Consider the following 17,910-nt stretch of genomic DNA (forward strand, 5'->3'; position numbering starts at 1 on the left):
TTAGGGCTGGTAAGTCGCCACGCCCAGCGCGTCCGGCTGGCCGTTGGGGCGATGCTTCAGGATCTCCGCCGGGCGCAGTTGCCGGCGCAGGTCCATCTCCGTCTCAGTACGGATAAGGGTACCACGCAGGGAGTGGGGCAGCACTTCGGTGATCTCGACGTCGACGAAGGTGCCGATCTGCTCCGGGCTGCCCTCGAAGTTGACCACCCGGTTGTTCTCGGTGCGACCGCGCAGCTCCATGGCGTTCTTCTTGGAGGGGCCCTCCACCAGGATGCGCTGCACGCTGCCCAGCATGCGGCGGCTGAACTGCATCGCCTGCTGGTTGATGCGTTCCTGCAGGACGTAGAGGCGCTGCTTCTTGGTCTGCTCGCTGACGTCGTCCACCATGTCCGCCGCCGGGGTGCCGGGACGGGCGCTGTAGATGAAGGAGAAACTCTGATCGAATTCGATCTCGGCGATCAGCGTCATGGTGTCTTCGAAATCCTGGTCGGTTTCGTTGGGGAAACCGACGATGAAATCGGAGCTGATGTGCATGTTGGGGCGCACCTTGCGCAGCCGGCGACAGATGGACTTGAACTCCAGCGCCGTGTGGTTGCGCTTCATCATGGTCAGGATGCGGTCGGAGCCGCTTTGCACCGGCAGGTGGAGGAAGTCCACCAGTTCCGGCACGTCGGCGTAGGCGTCGATGATATCCTGGGTGAACTCCACCGGGTGGCTGGTGGTGAAGCGCAGGCGATCGATGCCGTCGATGGCGGCGACAAAGCGCAGCAGATCGGCGAAGCTGCAGATCTCACCGTCGTGGGTCTCGCCCCGGTAGGCGTTGACGTTCTGCCCCAGCAGGTTGATCTCGCGAACCCCCTGCTCGGCCAGCTGGGCCACCTCGTAGAGCACGTCGTCCAGGGGGCGACTGACCTCCTCGCCGCGGGTGTAAGGCACCACGCAGAAGGAGCAGTACTTGTTGCAGCCCTCCATGATGGAGACGAAGGCGCTGGCCCCCTCGGCGCGAGGCTCCGGCAGGCGATCGAACTTCTCGATCTCCGGGAAGGAGACGTCCACCACGCCGCGCTCGCCGGCCTGGATCTTGCCGATCATCTCCGGCAGGCGGTGCAGGGTCTGGGGGCCGAACACGATGTCGACGTAGGGGGCGCGTTCGCGGATGGCATCCCCCTCCTGGGAAGCGACGCAGCCGCCCACACCGATCACCAGGCCGGGCTTGTGCTCCTTGAGCGGGCGCCAGCGGCCCAGCTGGTGAAACACCTTCTCCTGCGCCTTCTCGCGAATGGAGCAGGTGTTCAGCAGCAGTACGTCGGCCTCTTCGGCCTCGTCGGTGAGGGTGTAGCCGCCAAAGGCGTCGAGCAGATCGGCCATCTTGGCCGAGTCGTACTCGTTCATCTGGCAGCCCCAGGTCTTAATGTGCAGTTTCTTGCTCATCAATCAGCGTCGCTCCGGAAAAAATAGCGGGGTATTTTATACCGCAGCAGCGACGCTGGCCAGTTGTTGCGCGGTTTCAGTGGCGGCAGTGGCGGGTGGTGAGCGGACCGGAAGCGGCGGCGCTGTGGCTAACTTCCTCTTCTTCCAACTCTTGTTCCACGACTTGATGGTCAAACTGCTGGCTCAGGGTGTGGTACACCTGGCGCTGAATGTCCAGGGCCAGCTCGTAGCGGATCATCGCCCGGGCGAGGTTGATCTCCTCGACGATGGGGTTGGCTTCCTTGAGGCCACGCACTTCGTAGCGGGCATCGGTTTCCATGGCCAGCGCGGCCGGGGCGGACAGGAGGGTCAGGATGAGGCACAGCGGACGGACTTGCATAACGGTTTCTCCTTTTGGGTCCCTCAGTAAGACAGGCTGAGTCTAGGAAAGGGTTGGAGGCCGCGGACCGGAGGATGTAAGCGGATGTGAGTAGAGTGCGCGTCGCTTACCTTTTATTACGTAAGCCCGGCTTTTGACATATCATGGGGCCAACTTTTTTCATCCTGAAACAGCCAGATCATGGAGCAGTACGACATCCTCATTGTGGGGGCCGGCATGGTGGGCGCCGCCAGCGCCTGTGCCCTGGCCCAGAAAGGGTTTTCCGTGGCCATCGTGGAAGCCCAGACCCCGCAACCCTTTGCCCCGGAGCAGCCGCGGGATCTGCGGGTCAGTGCCATCAGCGCCGCCTCGGAGCAGCTGCTGAGCCAGCTGGGGGCCTGGTCGGCCATCGACGCCATGCGCACCGCCCCCTACCAGACCCTGGCCACCTGGGAGTGGCAGCGCAGCGAGGTGCGCTTCGAGGCCAGCGAGATCGGCTGCGATCACCTGGGCCACATCATCGAGAACCGGGTGGTGCAGCTGGGGCTGTGGCAGGCGATGGCCGAGCTGGACGGGATCACCCTGCTCACCGGCCAGGGGCCGGACCGGATCTGGCAGGACGAAGCCGGGGCCTACCTGCAGGTGGGCGAGCGCCGGCTGCAGGGTCGGCTGCTGATGGGCTGTGACGGGGCCCGCTCCCGGGTGCGCGCCGCCACCGGCATCGGCCTGACCGGCTGGCAATATCGCCACCACTGTCTGGCGGTCAACATCACCACCGAGGCGCCACAGCAGACCATCACCTGGCAGGAGTTCACCCCCAGTGGCCCCCGGGCTTTCCTGCCCCTGGCGGGTCATCACGGCTCCCTGGTGTGGTACGACAGCCCCGAGAAGGTGGCCCAGCTGATGCGCCTAGAGGATGGCGAGCTGAAGCGGGCGATCCAGCAGGCCTTCCCGGAGCGCCTGGGGGCGTTCGAAATCGACGGCCGGGGCAGTTTCCCCCTGACCCGGCAGCACGCCCAGCACTATTTCGACGGTCGCCTGGTGCTCCTGGGGGACGCGGCCCACACCATCAATCCCCTGGCCGGCCAGGGGGTCAACCTGGGCTTCAAGGACGTGGCCACCCTGGCCCAGGTGCTGGTGGAGGCCAAGGACAGCGGCCAGAGCTGGGACAGCGAGGCGGTGCTGATGCGCTACCAGACCCCCCGCCGGCGCGACAACCTGCTGATGCAGTCCACCATGGATCTTTTCTATACCCTGTTCTCCAACGACCGCCTGCCCCTCAAGCTGGCACGCAACCTGGGCCTGATGGCGGCCCAGAACGCCGGCCCGGTGAAGAACCAGGTGATGCGGTACGCCATGGGGCTCTGATCCCCGGTGCGGCGCTACTGGTTCAATCCCGCCCTCAACCAGTCTCTGAGGCTCTCCCTCGGACTGCTGCTGGCGCTGGGATTGGCCTGGCCGCTGGGGCTGGTGGGGCCGGTGGCCCTCTCCATGCTGGCCCTGCCGGCGGTGCTGGTGGCGGCGCTGGACCAACCCTCCCCCCGCTGGTGGGGCCGGATCGCCCTGGCCCTGTTGGGCGTCGCCCTGGCCTCGGGGCTGACCGCCCTAATCACCGAACACTGCCCCGCGCTGTTGCCCCTCTGGTTTGCCCTGCTGGGGCTGGCCATGGGCAGCGCCGCGGCCTGGGGCGAGCTCTCCGGTCGCCTGGGGATGGCGGTGCTGGTGATGGCGGTGGTAGGGCTGGCCACCTCGGATCTGGCTCCGGCCTGGCAACTGGCCCTGGGCTACAGCGGCTGCGTGCTCTGGCTGATGCTGTTCAGCGCCCTGTGGTACCGCCTCTGGCGCCACTACCCCCTTCGCCAGAGCCTCTCCGCCGCCTATCGGCGCCTGGCCCAGCTGCTGCTGGCCCGGCCGGAGCAGCTGCGGGGGGAGGGGCTGCCACTGCACTTCGATGCCGAGCTGGGCCAGCAGCTGGGGCTGTGCCGCAACCAGCTGGCGGCCTTCGGTCGTCAGGGGGACATCGCACCACTGAAAAACGCCTTTATTGCGGCGCTGGATCTGCAGGAGCGGCTCCAGGCCACCCCCCAGCCGGAGCAGGCCCGTGCCCTGTTCACCTCCGACGACATCTACCCCCTCTACCGGGACTGGACCCGAGCGGTGGCCGCCCGACTGATGCGCATCAGCCGGGACCTGGCCCAGCAGCGCCCCATCACCCAGAGCGACCGCCATCAGGCGCTGGCCGAGCCCCTGGTGACGGCCCTGGAGCAGGCGGCCGAGACCGGCGGCCCCCGGGGCATGGTGGCCCACTACATGGCGGGCAACGTGCGTCGCATCGCCCGCCTGGCGGAGCGGGTATCGCCGCTGTACCAACGGGATTTCATCGGCGGCGAATCCCCGGGGCTCTGGGCTCAGTGGCGCAAGATGATGACCTGGTCCTCGCCGGTGCTGCGGGGGGCGGCGCGGGTGGCGGTGTTGCTGGGGGTGGGCTCGCTCATCAGCCAGTACATGGGGCTGGAGAAGGGCTACTGGATCCTCACCACCATCGCCATGGTGACCCAGAGCAGCTACGTGGCCACCCGCAACCGGGTGGGGCAGCGGGCGGCGGGCACCTTTGCCGGCCTGGCCCTGGGGGCGGCGCTGGTGTGGCTGGGGGTCACCGGTCAGGGTGCCCTGGGGCTGGCGGTGGCGCTGGTGCCCGTGACCCTGGCCATGGTGCCCCTGCACCACGGCCTAACCACCACCTTCGCCTCCATGCTGCTGGTGCTGATGTTCGAGTACCTGGGGTTTGGCGGCGACTCCATATTGTTGCCGCGGATGCTGGATACCCTGATCGGCTGCGTGCTGGTGTTTGCCGCCTTTCGCTGGCTCTGGCCCCAGTGGCAGGGGGGCCGTCAGCAGGCCCTGCGGCGCCAGGCCCTGGCCCACCTGCAGCGCTATCTGCAGCTGCTGCTGATGACCTTCGAGGGCAAGCCAGTGGCGCCGGTGCAACTGGCCCGTGCCCGGCGCCTGGCCTACGAGCAGGGGGTGAGCTTAAGCGCCAGCTTCAACCAGATGAAACAGGAGCCGGGCTACCGCAACGCCGAGGCCAGCCTGGCTTTGCTGGGGGAGTACAAGGGGGCGATGAGTCACCTGAACGCCCTGGCACCCCTGGCCCGGCGGGGACTGACGCTGCCGGACCCCATGGGCGAGCGGCTGCAGCAGGTGTTCGGCGAGGCCTACCGGGTGCTGACCGACGCCATGGCCGGGGATCGCAGTCCCTGGCCGGTGGGACTGGCGCAGGAGCAGGCCTGGCTCTACGGCGAGCTGGAGGGCCAGGAGCCCAACCGGGCCGGGTTCGTGCTCTACCAGATGGCGCTGTTGCTTGAGCGCTACCAGCGCCTCAGCACTCTGGTGACGCCGCCGTCCCGGTAAAGTCGATGCTGGCCCGGCAGCCCCCTTCGGGTCGCTCCTCCAGGGCAAAGACCCAACCGTAGCGCCGACACAGCTCGGTGACGATCAACAGCCCCAGGCCATGCCCCTCCGAACTCGGGCTCGACAGGCCGGCGCCGGGGTCTTCAATGCTCAAACTCAAACCGATGTTGTCGCCCCCCTGCGGCATATTGTCGCACCCTGGCCCAGCGGGCTTGGTCTTTTCTGGCATCGGCGTAAAAGGGCCTTATCCCATGGCTCTTGCCCTGCGCTGAACGTTCACAAGGACCGATCCTTCATGCCCGAAAGCAAGCTTCTGGCCGTCGCCGCGGCCGTTAACCTGGCGTTGGCCCTGCCTGCCTACGCCGATAAGATCAGCGACTGCACCGAGCAGGGTCGCTGCGATGAGTACCAGGTGGTCACGGCGGAGGTGATGCAATCGCCCCTGACCGTGGTGACCGACCCCAAGCTGCCCCGCCAGCCCCTGCCCGCCTTCGATGGCTCCGGCTTCCTGCGTACCATCCCCGGCTTCAACGTGACCCGCAAGGGTGGAGCCGGCGGTGACATTACGCTGCGGGGGATGGCCGGCTCCCGGGTCAACATCGTCAACGACGGTCAGCAGGTGGGGGGCACCTGCGGCGGCCGAATGGATCCGCCCACCAACTACATCTCACCGGACACCTACGAGCGGGTGGAGGTGATCAAGGGGCCGCAGACCGTCAAGTACGGCCCGGTGGGTTCGGCGGGGACGGTGCTGTTCGAGCGTGACCACTTTGGCCTGGCCGAGGGGGGCACCGAGGGGCGGGCCAGCATGACCTACGGCAGTTTTGAGCGCAAAGACTACGCCATGGAGCTGGTGACCGGAACGCCGGACCATTACTGGCGCATCGACGCCAACCACTCCGAAAGCGACGACTTCACCGACGGCAACGGCGATGTCATGCAGTCCAGCTACGACCGGGACAATTTCCACACCGCCATCGGCTGGACCCCGGATGCCGAGTCGGTGGTGGAGCTGAGCTACGGCTTCGCCTCCGGCTCTGCCGAGTACGCGGATCGGGCCAACAAGGCCCGGCAAATTGACAACGAGAACGCCACGCTGTTGATGCGCACCGGCTCAGAGCGGGACTGGCTCGCCATGATGGAGTTCCAGGCCTACTACAACCAGAACGATCACATCATGGACCAGTTCGACCGCCCCGAGAACACCGTCCCCGGCACCAACCCCCGGCGCACCAACCTGGGCGGCCACCTCTGGTTTGAGCTGATGCCGGTGGCGGGCTGGGAGCTGTTGGTGGGCGTCGACTACCTGGACAGCACTCAGGACATGCGCAGTGGATTGAGCCTGGATGAGCTGTTGGGGGCCGCTTTCGAGGAGGTCTACCGCAAGGAGAACCTGGGGGTGCTGCTGGAGTCGGACTGGGCCCTGGGGCCGGGCAAGGTGGTGGCCGGCGCCCGCTACGATCGCTACGAGCAGACGCTGCTGGGCAGCTGGTCCGGGACGGGCAAGGTCAATGACAAGACCGAAAACCTGCTCAGCGGGTTCGGCCGCTACGAGTGGCTGCTGGAGCACCATCAGTTCTACGCCGGGGTGGGGTACGCCCAGCGCATCGCCGATTACTGGGAGGTGATGAAGGCGGGCAAGAACCTGACGCTGGAACCGGAGCAGACCACTCAGCTGGACATCGGCTGGCTGCATCAGGGGCCACTGGAGCTGTCGGCCTCCCTGTTCTACGCGGACATCCAGGACTACATCCTGATCGACAACAACAGTCAGCCCTCGGCCCGCAACGTCGACGCCACACTCTGGGGGGGGGAGCTGGGGGCCAGCGTGGCCTTTGCCCAGCATTTTACCCTCACCACCACCCTGGCTTACACCCACGGCGACAACGACACCGATGGCGTCCCCCTGGGCCAGATCTCGCCCCTGGAGGGGCGCATCGCACTGGATTACGAAAACGACACCTGGCTGTTCGGGGCGCTGTGGCGCCTGGTGGACCGGCAGGACCGGGTGGCGGTGGGGCAGGGCAACATCGTGGGCCAGGACCTGGGGGAGACCGCCGGGTTCGGCGTGCTGTCGTTGAACGGCGCCTGGAAGCACGGCAGGGCCACCCGGCTGAGTTTCGGCATCGACAACCTCTTTGATAAGGCCTACGCCGAGCACGTCAGCAAATCCGGTGCCGGCAACGATCTGCTGCCACCTGAGGAGCGCACCGTGCGGGTCAACGAGCCGGGGCGCAACGCCTGGGTGCGACTGGATTACCGCTTTTAAGGTGTCCTTCCCGACGCCAGCGCTGCGGCCCTTCGGGGCCGCTTTTTTGTCAAGCTGGGGGGTAAAAACGACAAAAGCCCGCGCGAGGCGAGCTTTTGAAAGATGGCTGGGCTACCAGGATTCGAACCTGGGAATGGCGGGATCAAAACCCGCTGCCTTACCGCTTGGCGATAGCCCAACTGGGGTGAACAACCGGGGTCGTTCGAAAAGATGGCTGGGCTACCAGGATTCGAACCTGGGAATGGCGGGATCAAAACCCGCTGCCTTACCGCTTGGCGATAGCCCAACTGGGGTGAACAACCGAGGTCGTTCGGAAGATGGCTGGGCTACCAGGATTCGAACCTGGGAATGGCGGGATCAAAACCCGCTGCCTTACCGCTTGGCGATAGCCCAACTGGGGGTGATTGCAGTGCAATCGAAAAATGGTGGCTATGGCGGGACTTGAACCTGCGACCCCGGCATTATGAGTGCCGTGCTCTAACCAGCTGAGCTACATAGCCACGGTAACCGTGGTGATTGGATGGCTCCAATCGATGCCCGACGTGTCGTGCATCTTAAAAATGGCTGGGCTACCAGGATTCGAACCTGGGAATGGCGGGATCAAAACCCGCTGCCTTACCGCTTGGCGATAGCCCAACAGATGGTGCGGAAGGAGAGACTTGAACTCTCACGCCTCGCGGCGCCAGAACCTAAATCTGGTGCGTCTACCAATTCCGCCACTTCCGCGTTTCAGTGCTTTGAGCGCCCAAAACAAAGAATGGTGGCTACGGCGGGACTTGAACCTGCGACCCCGGCATTATGAGTGCCGTGCTCTAACCAGCTGAGCTACGTAGCCATCGCGCCCCCATCGGTGGGAGCGGGGCGTATTATGCTGAGTTGCCCCCACAGCGTCAACTGCTTTTGCGGCGATTTGTGCCGGGCCGGGATCGTTCGGGCGCAAAATAATCAGAGTAGGCAAAGATGCAGCAACGGGGGGCCCGCGGCGATGAAAAAAGCAGCGCTGCCGGCGTCGGGGCATCGGCCCTGTCGGGTGGACTCAGGGCCGGTCGGGGAGGGCGGTGCTGGGGCCCAGACGCACACAGCCCGGCCGAAGCCGGGCTGTGGACTGAGGCGGCGGGGACTCAGACGTTGAACAGGAAGTGGATCACGTCGCCGTCTTTGACCACGTAGTCCTTACCTTCGGAGCGCTTCTTGCCCGCTTCCTTGGCGGCGTTCTCCCCGCCCAGGGTGACGTAGTCGTCGTAGGCGATCACCTCGGCACGGATGTAGCCGCGCTCGAAATCGGTGTGGATCTTGCCCGCCGCCTGGGGGCCGGTGGCGCCCACCGGGATGGTCCAGGCGCGCACCTCTTTCACACCGGCGGTGAAGTAGGTCTGCAGGTCCAAAAGCTCGTAACCGGAGCGGATCACCCGGTTCAGGCCCGGCTCATCGATGCCCAGATCCGCCATGAACTCCTCGCGCTCCTCGTCGTCCAGTTCGGCGATCTCGGACTCGATCTCGGCGCACACCGGCACCACCACGGCGTTCTCTCCAGCGGCGATCTCACGCACCTTGTCCAGGTAGGGGTTGTTCTCGAAACCGTCGTCGTTGACGTTGGCGATGTACATGGTGGGCTTGAGGGTCAACAGGCCCATGTACTGGATGCGGGCCGCCTCTTCCGGGGCCAGGGTGACGGAGCGGGCCATGCCACCGGCTTCCAGCACCGGCAACAGCTTCTCCAGCACCAGGATCTCCGCCTTGGCGTCCTTGTCGCCGCCCTTGGCGCGTTTGGCCAGGCGCAGCAGGGCTTTCTCCACGGCGTCCAGGTCCGCCAGGGCCAGCTCGGTGTTGATCACCTCGATGTCCGCCGCGGGGTTCACGCCGCCGGCGACGTGGACGATGTTGTCGTTCTCAAAGCAGCGCACCACGTGACCGATGGCGTCGGTCTCCCGGATGTTGGCCAGGAACTTGTTGCCCAGCCCCTCCCCGGTGGAGGCGCCTTTCACCAGGCCGGCGATGTCCACAAACTCCATGGTGGTGGGCAGCACACGCTGGGGGTTGACGATCTTGGCCAGGGCGTCCAGACGCTGATCCGGCACCGGTACCACCCCGGTATTGGGCTCGATGGTGCAGAAGGGGAAGTTGGCCGCTTCGATGCCGGCCTTGGTCAGTGCGTTGAACAGGGTGGACTTGCCCACGTTGGGCAGGCCCACGATACCGCATTTAAAACCCATGGTGTCGTTAACCTTTGTGTCGATTAGGCCGGTTGGGCCGAGAAAGTGTGGAGGCGATTCTGTGCCTTGGTGATGCCGTCACTGAGCAGGATGTCGATGCTGCGGCTGGCTTCATCGATGGCCTCGTCCATGGCCCGCTGCTCGGCGGCGGGGGCCTTGCCCAGTACGTAGCCGGTGACCCGGTTACGATCCCCCGGATGGCCGATGCCGATCCGTAGGCGGTAGAAATTCTTGTTGTTGCCCAGCCGGCTGATGATGTCCTTCAGGCCGTTGTGGCCACCGTGGCCGCCACCGAGCTTGAAGCGGGCCACCCCGGGGGGCAGATCCAGCTCGTCGTGGGCCACCATGATCTCCTCCGGCGCGATGTCGTAGAAGTTGGCCAGGGTGGCCACCGACTTGCCGGACAGGTTCATGAAGGTGGTGGGGATCAGCAGGCGCAGATCCTTGCCCCCGGACTGGATGCGTCCGGTCAGGCCAAAAAACTTGCTTTCGCTTTTCAGGGTCACGTTGTGGGTGCGGGCCAGTTCGTTCACCAGCCACTCACCGGCGTTGTGACGCGTGTGGGCGTATTCGGGGCCTGGATTGGCCAGGCCCACGATCAAACGGATGTTGTTGCTCACCGTTACTCTTGTGTCTCTTGCTCTTCGGTGTCTTCGGCGTCATCGTCGCTGCCACCCTTGGGCGGCTGGATGCTCACCACCGACAGATCGTTGTCGGACCCCGCTTCCAGGTTGGGCAGCTCCACTCCCGCTGGCATCGCCAGATCGGACAGGTGCAGCGCCTCACCGGTGTTGAGGGCTTGTATGTCCACTTCGATGAACTCCGGCAGATCCTTGGGCAGGCAGCGCACCGTCACCTCGTTGAGCAGGTGCATAATGGTGCCGCCGGCCTTGGCGCCGTCGGAGGAGTCTTCGTTCACGAAGTGCAGCGGCACGGTAGCGGTCATGGCGGTGCCCCGCTTGATCCGCTGGAAATCGATGTGCAGCAGCTTGGGTTTGAAGGGGTGGCGCTGGATCGCCTTGACGATCGCCTCCACCTTTTTGCCTTCGATGTTCAGGGTCAGGACCTGGCTGTAAAACGCCTCCTGTTCCTGGGCTTGGTTGACTTTCTTGTGGTCCAAAGTGATGGCCACAGGAGCGTCGTCTGCACCGTACAACACTGCGGGCAGCTGTTCTGCCCTACGCAACCGGCGGCTCGCACCGGTGCCCAGTTCGGTACGGACATGAGCATCAAATTCGAATTGCGACATGGTCCGTTCTCCTTGTTTTGGGGTGTCCAACCTGCCTCGCGACCAAGACAGGTCTGTTCCTTGTAGACGAGTGCCGGCAAACTACCAAGAAATTGCCGGCGCGATAGTCTACCACTTTGACCGCAAAGCGCTCAAACCGGCCGCAAAAGGGGGCCGACTGGCCCCCTTTATGCTCATTCGAGCTGACAGCCGGTGTCGCTCAGGGAGTTGAGGTACTGGATCTCGCCCATGGGCTCGAAATCCGCCACCTGGATGGTGCCCAGCTCCTCCATAAACTCCGCCAGGATCTGGGCGTCGACAAAGCCGGTGTCGATCACCTCCAGCACCGGGTAGTTGTCGCCGCCGGCGGCATTGAAGCTGGGGATGGAGAAGACGTACTCGCCGGAGGGGTCAAAGTCGACGCCGCCGATGGCGCTGATGCTCACCGACATCGCCTGGCAGTCCACCTCCATGCTGATGCCCGCGAACTGGGCGTAGGCGCCGGAGCCGATCTGTTTACTGGCCACCTCGCCGAGGTATTCCAGCAGCTCGTCTCCGCTTAAGGTGGCCTGGGCGACGGTATTGCCGAAGGGCTGGACCGTCAGCACATCCCGGTAGGTGACCTCGCCGGCCTCGATGGAGGCGCGCACCCCGCCGGAGTTCATGATGCCGAAACCGGCCCCCTGCACCACCTCGTTCTGGGCGGTGGCGATCAGGCGGCCCAGGTTGGTCTGCTGGCTGCGCACCACGTCACGGTCCCCCTCCAGGCGGCCGTCACTCTGGGCGATCACCCGGCCCAGGGCCTCGTCCCCGGCGTCCTGGTAGGGCTGCAGCACCGCCAGCACCTCGGCGTCCTCCTCGATGGGTTCGACGATGACGTTGCCCTCGTCGTCCTTGAGGTTGACCGGGATCAGGGCGTAGCTCTCCAGGGTCAGGCGCCCCTTGCGGTAGGCAAAATCGGCCCGGCCGACGTACTTGCCCCACTCGAAGGCCTGGACAATCCAGGTGCCGTTCTTGTTGTCCGGCAGGCAGGGATCGCCGGGGCCGAAATCGGCGTACTCGCCGGAGCCGTCGTCCCGCACGCAGACCGGGTTCTGGGAGTGGCCGCCGACGATCATGTCCAGCAGGCCGGCGGGCAGGGATTCGGCCAGGGCCACGTCCCCGGGGGCGTTGCTGCCGTTGGCGCCGTTGGCGTAGTGGCCCATGTGGGTCACGGCAAAGATCAGATCCGGATCGTGCTCCTGCTCGATCATCGGCAGCAGGGTGGCCGCCACGTCGCGGGGATCGCGAAACTCCAGGCCGGCCACGTAGTCGGGGTTGGCCAGCTTGCCGGTGTCGGCGGTGGTGAAGCCCACCACGGCGATGCTGAGATCATTGACGTCAAACAGCTGGTAGGGGGCAAAAATCCGGTCGCCGCTGTCGGCGTCGTAGATGTTGGCGGAGAGGAAGGGGAACTGGGCCAGCGCCTCCTGGGCGGCCAGGACATCCCGGGGGTTGTCAAACTCGTGGTTGCCCACCGCCATGGCGTCATAGCCCAACAGATTCATGCCGACAAAGTCCGGCTCGGCATCCTGCAGATCCGACTCCGGCACCCCGGTGTTGATGTCGCCACCGGAGAGCAGCAGCACTTCGCCCCCCTCGGCTTCCACCTCGGCGGTGATGCGGTCGATCAGGGTCTTGCGGGCGGCCATTCCCAGCTCACCGTCGCCGTTGCGCCAGAAGCGGCCGTGGTGGTCGTTGGTGTGCAGCACGGTAAAGCGCACCGTCTGCTTGGCCAAACCCGGCGGCGTCTCGGGCGGCCCCGGCGGGTCGAAGGGGGGCCCCGGCGGCACCCCGGGGGGCTTGGCCAGAGCCGAAGGCAGGGTTAGGGTGACCAGGCACAGCAGAACAGCTCGGTAACTCATCATCCGATCCTCCTGGGTGGGAATGGAGCAACAGTAGCCAAAGCGGCGGGGCTTTGCCGGGCCATTGGCGCCCTGTGCCGGGGCCCTTTGAGGGTCTGGGCCCAAAAGCCCCCAATTCTCCGCCGGTTGCCTTGAGGCACTGCGGACAAAAAAAAGCCCGCCAAAAGGCGGGCTTTTCTGTCGGGCGTCCGGATTACTGGGCCCGGTTCAAGGTCACGCCCTGGTACTGCATCTCCACCAGCTCGTTGCGGGTGTCGTCGATGTACTCGATCACCGCCAGGGCGTCGGTGTTGCACTGGGCGCCGGTTTGATCGCAGTCCGGGGCGCCGTCGGCGTAGACCGCGGTGTAGCTGCTGCCGTCAAACAGCACCTTCTCCACCGGGTAAACCATCGGAGCGCCGTCCACCAGGATGATGTCGAAGCGCTTGGCGCCGTCGGCCTGGGCTTCGTACATGGCGTGCCAGTCGTCGTTGCCGTTGGCGTTGTAGTTGGTCATCACCACGTTGTAGTGGGCCGTGTCCTCGATGGCGGTCCACTGGGGCTCGGCCTCGGTGCCGCCAGTGAGCAGCTCCAGGGTCTCGATGTGGCCGCCGACCTGGGATTCGGTCTCCTTGAACACGTAGCGGGCGCCGCCGATGTAGGGGAACTTGCCCATGTGGGCGTCGTTGGGCAGCGCCAGGGTGATGGTTTCGGTCAGCAGCTGGCGAATCTCGGCGCCGGTCAGCTCCACCACCGACAGGTAGTTGGAGAAGGGCAGCAGCTCGAGGGACACGCTGCCCTCGTAGTAGGCGCCCTCGTCAATGTTGGTGCGCACACCACCGGCGCCCACCAGGGCCAGATCTACACTCATGCCGGTCTCGGCGACCACCTCCGGCAGGTTGGCCCAGTAGCGCTGGCCTTCGGCCACGATGGGGGCCACCCGGGAGCCGTGCTCGTCCATGCCGTTGTCGCCGGGACGGCGCTCGTGCACCAGGGTTTCGGGCACCTGGGCGATCACCTCACCGTAGGCCTCGTCCAGGGCCGGCTTGTAGTGGGTGTCGATGTGGGCGCGCAGAGTGGCGTCCTCGGCCTGGATGCGGATGTTGTCCTGGCCGGCGATGAAGTTGGCCACCTCGGCGTGTTCGGCGCCCACCAGGCGGTCCGCCTCCTGGCGCTGACTCTCGGCATAGAAGGTGTCGGAGGAGAGCAGGGTGTTGCCGCCGCCGCACTGATCGATGTTGCCCTGAGCGTCAAAGACCACCTCGGCCTGGCCCACCGCCTGGGCGTACTGGCCGGCCTGGACGATGCAGGTCAGGCCGCCGTTGGGGGTTTCCACCAGCTGGGCGTACTGCACCTCGCTGTCGCCCATCCCCAGGTTGGAGAAATCCCCCAGCAGGGAGTGGGAGTGGCCGCCGACGATGACGTCGATGCCGTCGACGTTCTGGGCCAGGTTGATGTCACGGCTGGTGCCCAGGTGGGTCAGGGCCAGGATCTTGTCGACCCCCAGCGCCTTGAGTTCGTCGACGATGGCCTGGGCGGTGTCGACCTCCGCCTGGAAGGTGACGTCACCCACGTTGGGGGAGATGGTGGGCATGTCCTCCAGCACCACGCCAAACACCGCCACCAGCTGCTGACCCTGGGGCAGGTTGTCCAGATCGGTCACCCGGGTCTTGGTGTGGCCGTCGAAGGCGAACACCACGTAGGGCTTGAGGTTGCTGACGTCGGCCAGATCGGCGTCCTGGCTGACGTCCATATTGGCGCCCAGCACCGGGAAGGTGACGTTATCGATGAACTCGGCCAGGGTGGCGTTGTCCAGGTCAAATTCGTGGTTGCCCACCGCCATGGCGTCCAGCCCCATCAGGCTCAGGATGTCGGCGTTCATACGGCCGTTGTTGAGCTTGAAGTAGCCGGTGCCCTGCCAGGCGTCGCCGCCGTGCAGGAAAAGCAGGCTCTGGTCCTGGCGCTCGGCACTGCCCTTGATCTCGTCCACCGCACTGAGCAGGCGGGGGTGGCCGCCAAACTGGTTGTAGACCGCCTGACCGTCACGCAGCGTCGGGTTGGCGAAGCTGCTGTTGATGGGGTCGAAGTTGGAGTGGGTGTCGTTGATGTGGGCGATGGTCAGGGCGAAGGGGGTGCCCTGGTTGTCATCGCTGGAGCTGTTGCTGCAGCCGACCATCAGGCCGGTCAGGGCCAAAGCCAGGGCCGTGCGTTGTAGGTTCATCAATCTGGTCTCTTGTTGTGAAGGCTTATAGGCTGCCATCTGGGTGGCGGCGTATATGTAACACCCGAAAAACAACAAGATGTGACACTAATTTACGAACGTGATCGGGATCACGAACAAAAAACGCCCCGCCAGGGGCGGGGCGTTTCGCACTCGGCTGAGGGGCCGATTAATGCTCGAACATCGCGGAGATGGACTCTTCGTTGCTGACCCGGCGGATCGCCTCGGCCATCACCTGGCTCATGGTCAGCTGGCTCACCTTACCGGTGGCCTTCATCTCGTCCTTCAGCGGGATGGTGTCGGTGACGATCACCTCATCGATGACGGAGTTCTTGATGTTCTCGGCGGCGTTGCCGGAGAACACCGGGTGGGTGGCGTAGGCGAACACGCGACGGGCGCCGTGCTCCTTGAGGGCCTCGGCCGCCTTACACAGGGTGCCACCGGTGTCGATCATGTCGTCCACGATGATGCAGTCGCGGTCCTTCACGTCACCGATGATGTGCATCACCTGGGAGACGTTGGCGCGGGGACGACGCTTATCGATGATCGCCAGGTCGCTGTCGTCCAGCAGCTTGGCCACGGCACGGGCACGCACCACACCACCGATGTCCGGGGAGACCACCACCGGGTTGTCCAGGGCCTTTTGCTTCATGTCCTCAAGCAGCACCGGGCTGCCGAACACGTTGTCCACGGGCACATCGAAGAAGCCCTGGATCTGCTCGGCGTGCAGGTCACAGGTCAGGACCCGGTCCACACCCACGCTGGAGAGGAAGTCGGCCACCACCTTGGCGGTGATCGGCACCCGGGCGGAGCGCACGCGGCGGTCCTGGCGGGCGTAACCGAAGTAGGGGATCACCGCGGTGATGCGGCCGGCGGAGGCGCGACGCAGGGCGTCGACCATCACCACCAGCTCCATCAGGTTGTCGTTGGTGGGGGCACAGGTTGATTGGATAATGAATACGTCAGCGCCGCGAACGTTTTCATTGATTTGGACGCTGATCTCTCCGTCGGAGAAACGACCCACCTCGGCTTCACCCAGGGAGGAGTACAGGCGTTGGGCGATGCGACTGGCAAGTTCCGGTGTGGCGTTACCGGCAAAAAGCTTGATGTCGGGCACAGGAAGAACCTCAGGCTTATTGACTTGGGTGGAAGACCGCGCGCCTGGGACAGGAACCCAGCGGCGTGCTGGCCATTCTCCGTTAACTTCTCAAAGTTGGCCGGTAGCGTAACGCCCCGACCCTGTGTCAAAAATGCCCCTGGGGCACCCTCCGGCCCTGCCGGACGGTGGGCCGCGATCGAACCAATCTGGACCTTGGTGGAGAGATCGCGAGCCGAATTATGGCTGGGCTACCAGGATTCGAACCTGGGAATGGCGGGATCAAAACCCGCTGCCTTACCGCTTGGCGATAGCCCAATCGTCTGTTTTTGTACTAACCCAGTTTAGTCCGCAGCGGCGACAGATTGCAGCCTCGGGCGACGAACCCCTGCCACTCCTTGGGCAGGTCGTTCAGTGCCGCCAAAGCCGAATCCCGCTGGGCAAATTGCCCAAACACGCAGCTGCCGGTACCGGTCATTTTTGACGGCGCGTATTCTATCAACCAGCTCAAGGCCTTTGCAACTTGGGGGTAGGTCTGGCACACCACCGCCTGGCAGTCGTTCTGCCAGCGTTCCGGTTGGGTTTCCAGAGCCGGGATCTTGGGGGTGTCCCGGGTCAGGTCCGGGTGGCCAAAGACCTCGGCGGTGCTCACCTCCACATCCGGCACCACCACCAGGTACCAGGGCTCCGCCACGGTCACCGGCCGCAGTTGCTCTCCCACGCCGTCGGCCATCGCCGCCCGGCCCCGGACAAATACCGGCACGTCGGCCCCCAGCGCCAGCCCCAGCTCCGCCAGGGTGTCCTCGTCCACTGCGGTGCCCCAAAGGTGGTTGAGGGCCACCAGGGTGGTGGCGGCGTCGGAGGAGCCGCCCCCCAGGCCGCCGCCCATGGGCAGCACCTTCTCCAGTTGGATGTGGGCGCCCAGGGGGGTGCCGGTGTGAGCCTGCAGGCGACGGGCGGCACGGACGATGAGGTTGTCTTCGTTGGCGACCCCCTCGATGGCCGGGGTCAGGGTGATGTCGCCGTCGTCGGTGATCCCGAAGGAGAGCCGGTCACCGACGTCGAGAAACTGGAACAGGGTCTGCAGCTCGTGGTAGCCGTCGTCGCGACGACCATTGATGTGCAGACAAAGGTTGAGCTTGGCCGGGGCGGGCCAGGGCGCGTGGGCGGACATCAGGGCTCCGGTTGCCAGTGGGAAAGCGCCAATTTTAAGCGCTGATCGCCCCGGCGCAACTCGATCTGGCGGGGCACCTTGTAACCGGACAGCTGCTGCCAGCCCAGGTAGCGCAGCTGCCACTGTTCGCCGGTGGCCGGGTGCACCAGCTCCAGCGCCGACGGCTCCCCGAACTCATCGTACTGCACCGCCTGGGCCCCCTGGGTGTCCCCCAACAGGTAGCGGCTGATCTGGGACAGGGGCAGGGGCCAGCCGGTCAGCCGTTCGATCAGCTGATCGGCGCTTTGCCCTTCGTGCTGCTGGCCATCGAAGCGCACCTGGGCCCGCCCCGGCTGGCTGTTGAGCACCAGCACCGTGGTGCCGATGGGCGTGGAGAGGCGCAGGTCGTCCTGGCCGGAGCTGCTGCGGTGGCGCCAATGGAGGTTGGCGGAGACCCGCTCATCGGGCTGGATCACCGCCAGCTTGCCCCGCAAATGCCAGTTGGGGGCGTCGGCGGCCGGCGCGTCCCCGGCCGGGGTGGGGGCCGTGGCACAACCGTTAATGAGAATGACAAGTAATAAGAGCGGTAACGTCTTGAATGATAGGTTAAGCATTTTTTTCCAACTTTGTGCGCCAACCCTCAGAGA

The 17,910-nt window shown here is 65.2% G+C and carries 14 protein-coding genes and 8 tRNA genes; 3 read left to right on the forward strand and 19 right to left on the reverse strand.

Going from position 1 to position 17,910, the window contains the following annotated elements:
- Both miaB and KUV81_RS11490 read right to left on the reverse strand, forming a co-directional pair.
- On the reverse strand, positions 1-1,431 hold the full coding sequence (gene miaB, locus KUV81_RS11485) for a tRNA (N6-isopentenyl adenosine(37)-C2)-methylthiotransferase MiaB (RefSeq protein WP_222543996.1): 1,431 nt from the start codon (positions 1,429-1,431) through the stop codon (positions 1-3).
- Positions 1,432-1,507: 76 nt separating this feature from the next.
- Positions 1,508-1,810 (reverse strand): hypothetical protein, encoded by a 303-nt coding sequence (locus KUV81_RS11490; protein WP_222543997.1) that lies wholly within the window; start codon positions 1,808-1,810, stop codon positions 1,508-1,510.
- A 180-nt stretch (positions 1,811-1,990) separates the two neighbouring features.
- Here KUV81_RS11490 and KUV81_RS11495 point away from each other — a divergent pair, with 180 nt between their 5' ends.
- The gene (locus KUV81_RS11495) at positions 1,991-3,157 is read left to right on the forward strand and encodes an FAD-dependent oxidoreductase (protein WP_222543998.1); all 1,167 of its coding nucleotides are present in this window, start codon (positions 1,991-1,993) and stop codon (positions 3,155-3,157) included.
- A gap of 6 nt (positions 3,158-3,163) precedes the next feature.
- Positions 3,164-5,200: an FUSC family protein gene (locus KUV81_RS11500; RefSeq protein ID WP_222543999.1), complete on the forward strand. Its 2,037-nt coding sequence runs from the start codon at positions 3,164-3,166 to the stop codon at positions 5,198-5,200.
- Here the strand turns inward: KUV81_RS11500 and KUV81_RS11505 are convergent.
- Entirely contained in the window at positions 5,169-5,387 is a 219-nt protein-coding gene (locus tag KUV81_RS11505) for an ATP-binding protein (protein ID WP_222544000.1), read from the reverse strand. The genes KUV81_RS11500 and KUV81_RS11505 overlap by 32 nt on opposite strands.
- Positions 5,388-5,495: 108 nt before the next feature.
- Between KUV81_RS11505 and KUV81_RS11510 the strand changes: the two genes are divergently transcribed.
- A complete protein-coding gene (locus KUV81_RS11510) occupies positions 5,496-7,469 on the forward strand; it encodes a TonB-dependent copper receptor (RefSeq protein ID WP_222544001.1) in 1,974 nt (657 codons plus the stop codon).
- A gap of 103 nt (positions 7,470-7,572) precedes the next feature.
- Here KUV81_RS11510 and KUV81_RS11515 read toward each other — a convergent pair.
- The 16 genes from KUV81_RS11515 to lolB all read right to left on the reverse strand — a co-directional run bounded on the left by KUV81_RS11515 (position 7,573) and on the right by lolB (position 17,877).
- Positions 7,573-7,647, reverse strand: a tRNA-Gln gene (locus KUV81_RS11515).
- Positions 7,648-7,680: 33 nt separating this feature from the next.
- Positions 7,681-7,755, reverse strand: a tRNA-Gln gene (locus KUV81_RS11520).
- Positions 7,756-7,787: 32 nt separating this feature from the next.
- Positions 7,788-7,862 (reverse strand) — tRNA-Gln (locus KUV81_RS11525).
- A gap of 30 nt (positions 7,863-7,892) precedes the next feature.
- Positions 7,893-7,969, reverse strand: a tRNA-Met gene (locus KUV81_RS11530).
- Between the two features lie 61 nt (positions 7,970-8,030).
- Positions 8,031-8,105, reverse strand: a tRNA-Gln gene (locus KUV81_RS11535).
- Positions 8,106-8,110: 5 nt separating this feature from the next.
- A tRNA-Leu gene (locus KUV81_RS11540) sits at positions 8,111-8,195 on the reverse strand.
- A 32-nt stretch (positions 8,196-8,227) separates the two neighbouring features.
- Positions 8,228-8,304, reverse strand: a tRNA-Met gene (locus KUV81_RS11545).
- 286 nt (positions 8,305-8,590) lie between these two features.
- Positions 8,591-9,682, reverse strand: coding sequence for a redox-regulated ATPase YchF (ychF, locus tag KUV81_RS11550; protein WP_222544002.1), 1,092 nt, complete (start codon positions 9,680-9,682; stop codon positions 8,591-8,593).
- Between the two features lie 23 nt (positions 9,683-9,705).
- Entirely contained in the window at positions 9,706-10,302 is a 597-nt protein-coding gene (gene pth / locus KUV81_RS11555; RefSeq protein ID WP_222544003.1) for an aminoacyl-tRNA hydrolase, read from the reverse strand.
- Positions 10,303-10,304: 2 nt separating this feature from the next.
- On the reverse strand, positions 10,305-10,931 hold the full coding sequence (locus tag KUV81_RS11560) for a 50S ribosomal protein L25/general stress protein Ctc (RefSeq protein WP_222544004.1): 627 nt from the start codon (positions 10,929-10,931) through the stop codon (positions 10,305-10,307).
- Between the two features lie 173 nt (positions 10,932-11,104).
- Complete coding sequence (gene ushA, locus KUV81_RS11565; RefSeq protein WP_261389347.1) at positions 11,105-12,817, reverse strand: bifunctional UDP-sugar hydrolase/5'-nucleotidase UshA; 1,713 nt, start codon at positions 12,815-12,817, stop codon at positions 11,105-11,107.
- A 190-nt stretch (positions 12,818-13,007) separates the two neighbouring features.
- Positions 13,008-15,014: a bifunctional metallophosphatase/5'-nucleotidase gene (locus KUV81_RS11570; protein WP_222544005.1), complete on the reverse strand. Its 2,007-nt coding sequence runs from the start codon at positions 15,012-15,014 to the stop codon at positions 13,008-13,010.
- Positions 15,015-15,183: 169 nt separating this feature from the next.
- Positions 15,184-16,131: a ribose-phosphate pyrophosphokinase gene (locus KUV81_RS11575; RefSeq protein ID WP_222544006.1), complete on the reverse strand. Its 948-nt coding sequence runs from the start codon at positions 16,129-16,131 to the stop codon at positions 15,184-15,186.
- A gap of 222 nt (positions 16,132-16,353) precedes the next feature.
- Positions 16,354-16,428 (reverse strand) — tRNA-Gln (locus tag KUV81_RS11580).
- Between the two features lie 16 nt (positions 16,429-16,444).
- Positions 16,445-17,284, reverse strand: a complete 840-nt coding sequence (ispE, locus tag KUV81_RS11585; RefSeq protein ID WP_222544007.1) for a 4-(cytidine 5'-diphospho)-2-C-methyl-D-erythritol kinase — start codon at positions 17,282-17,284, stop codon at positions 16,445-16,447.
- On the reverse strand, positions 17,284-17,877 hold the full coding sequence (lolB, locus tag KUV81_RS11590; RefSeq protein ID WP_222544008.1) for a lipoprotein insertase outer membrane protein LolB: 594 nt from the start codon (positions 17,875-17,877) through the stop codon (positions 17,284-17,286). The genes ispE and lolB overlap by 1 nt, the downstream gene beginning before the upstream one ends.
- Positions 17,878-17,910 lie beyond the last annotated feature (33 nt).

The organism is Ferrimonas balearica (assembly GCF_019802085.1).
Classification (GTDB): domain Bacteria; phylum Pseudomonadota; class Gammaproteobacteria; order Enterobacterales; family Shewanellaceae; genus Ferrimonas; species Ferrimonas balearica_B.

Coding starts and splice junctions, on each gene's coding strand:
- miaB (WP_222543996.1), bottom strand. CDS start 1,431: ATGAGCAAGAAACTGCACATTAAGACCTGGGGCTGCCAGATGAACGAG.
- KUV81_RS11490 (WP_222543997.1), bottom strand. CDS start 1,810: ATGCAAGTCCGTCCGCTGTGCCTCATCCTGACCCTCCTGTCCGCCCCG.
- KUV81_RS11495 (WP_222543998.1), top strand. CDS start 1,991: ATGGAGCAGTACGACATCCTCATTGTGGGGGCCGGCATGGTGGGCGCC.
- KUV81_RS11505 (WP_222544000.1), bottom strand. CDS start 5,387: ATGCCGCAGGGGGGCGACAACATCGGTTTGAGTTTGAGCATTGAAGAC.
- KUV81_RS11510 (WP_222544001.1), top strand. CDS start 5,496: ATGCCCGAAAGCAAGCTTCTGGCCGTCGCCGCGGCCGTTAACCTGGCG.
- ychF (WP_222544002.1), bottom strand. CDS start 9,682: ATGGGTTTTAAATGCGGTATCGTGGGCCTGCCCAACGTGGGCAAGTCC.
- KUV81_RS11560 (WP_222544004.1), bottom strand. CDS start 10,931: ATGTCGCAATTCGAATTTGATGCTCATGTCCGTACCGAACTGGGCACC.
- ushA (WP_261389347.1), bottom strand. CDS start 12,817: ATGATGAGTTACCGAGCTGTTCTGCTGTGCCTGGTCACCCTAACCCTG.
- KUV81_RS11570 (WP_222544005.1), bottom strand. CDS start 15,014: ATGAACCTACAACGCACGGCCCTGGCTTTGGCCCTGACCGGCCTGATG.
- ispE (WP_222544007.1), bottom strand. CDS start 17,284: ATGTCCGCCCACGCGCCCTGGCCCGCCCCGGCCAAGCTCAACCTTTGT.
- lolB (WP_222544008.1), bottom strand. CDS start 17,877: ATGCTTAACCTATCATTCAAGACGTTACCGCTCTTATTACTTGTCATT.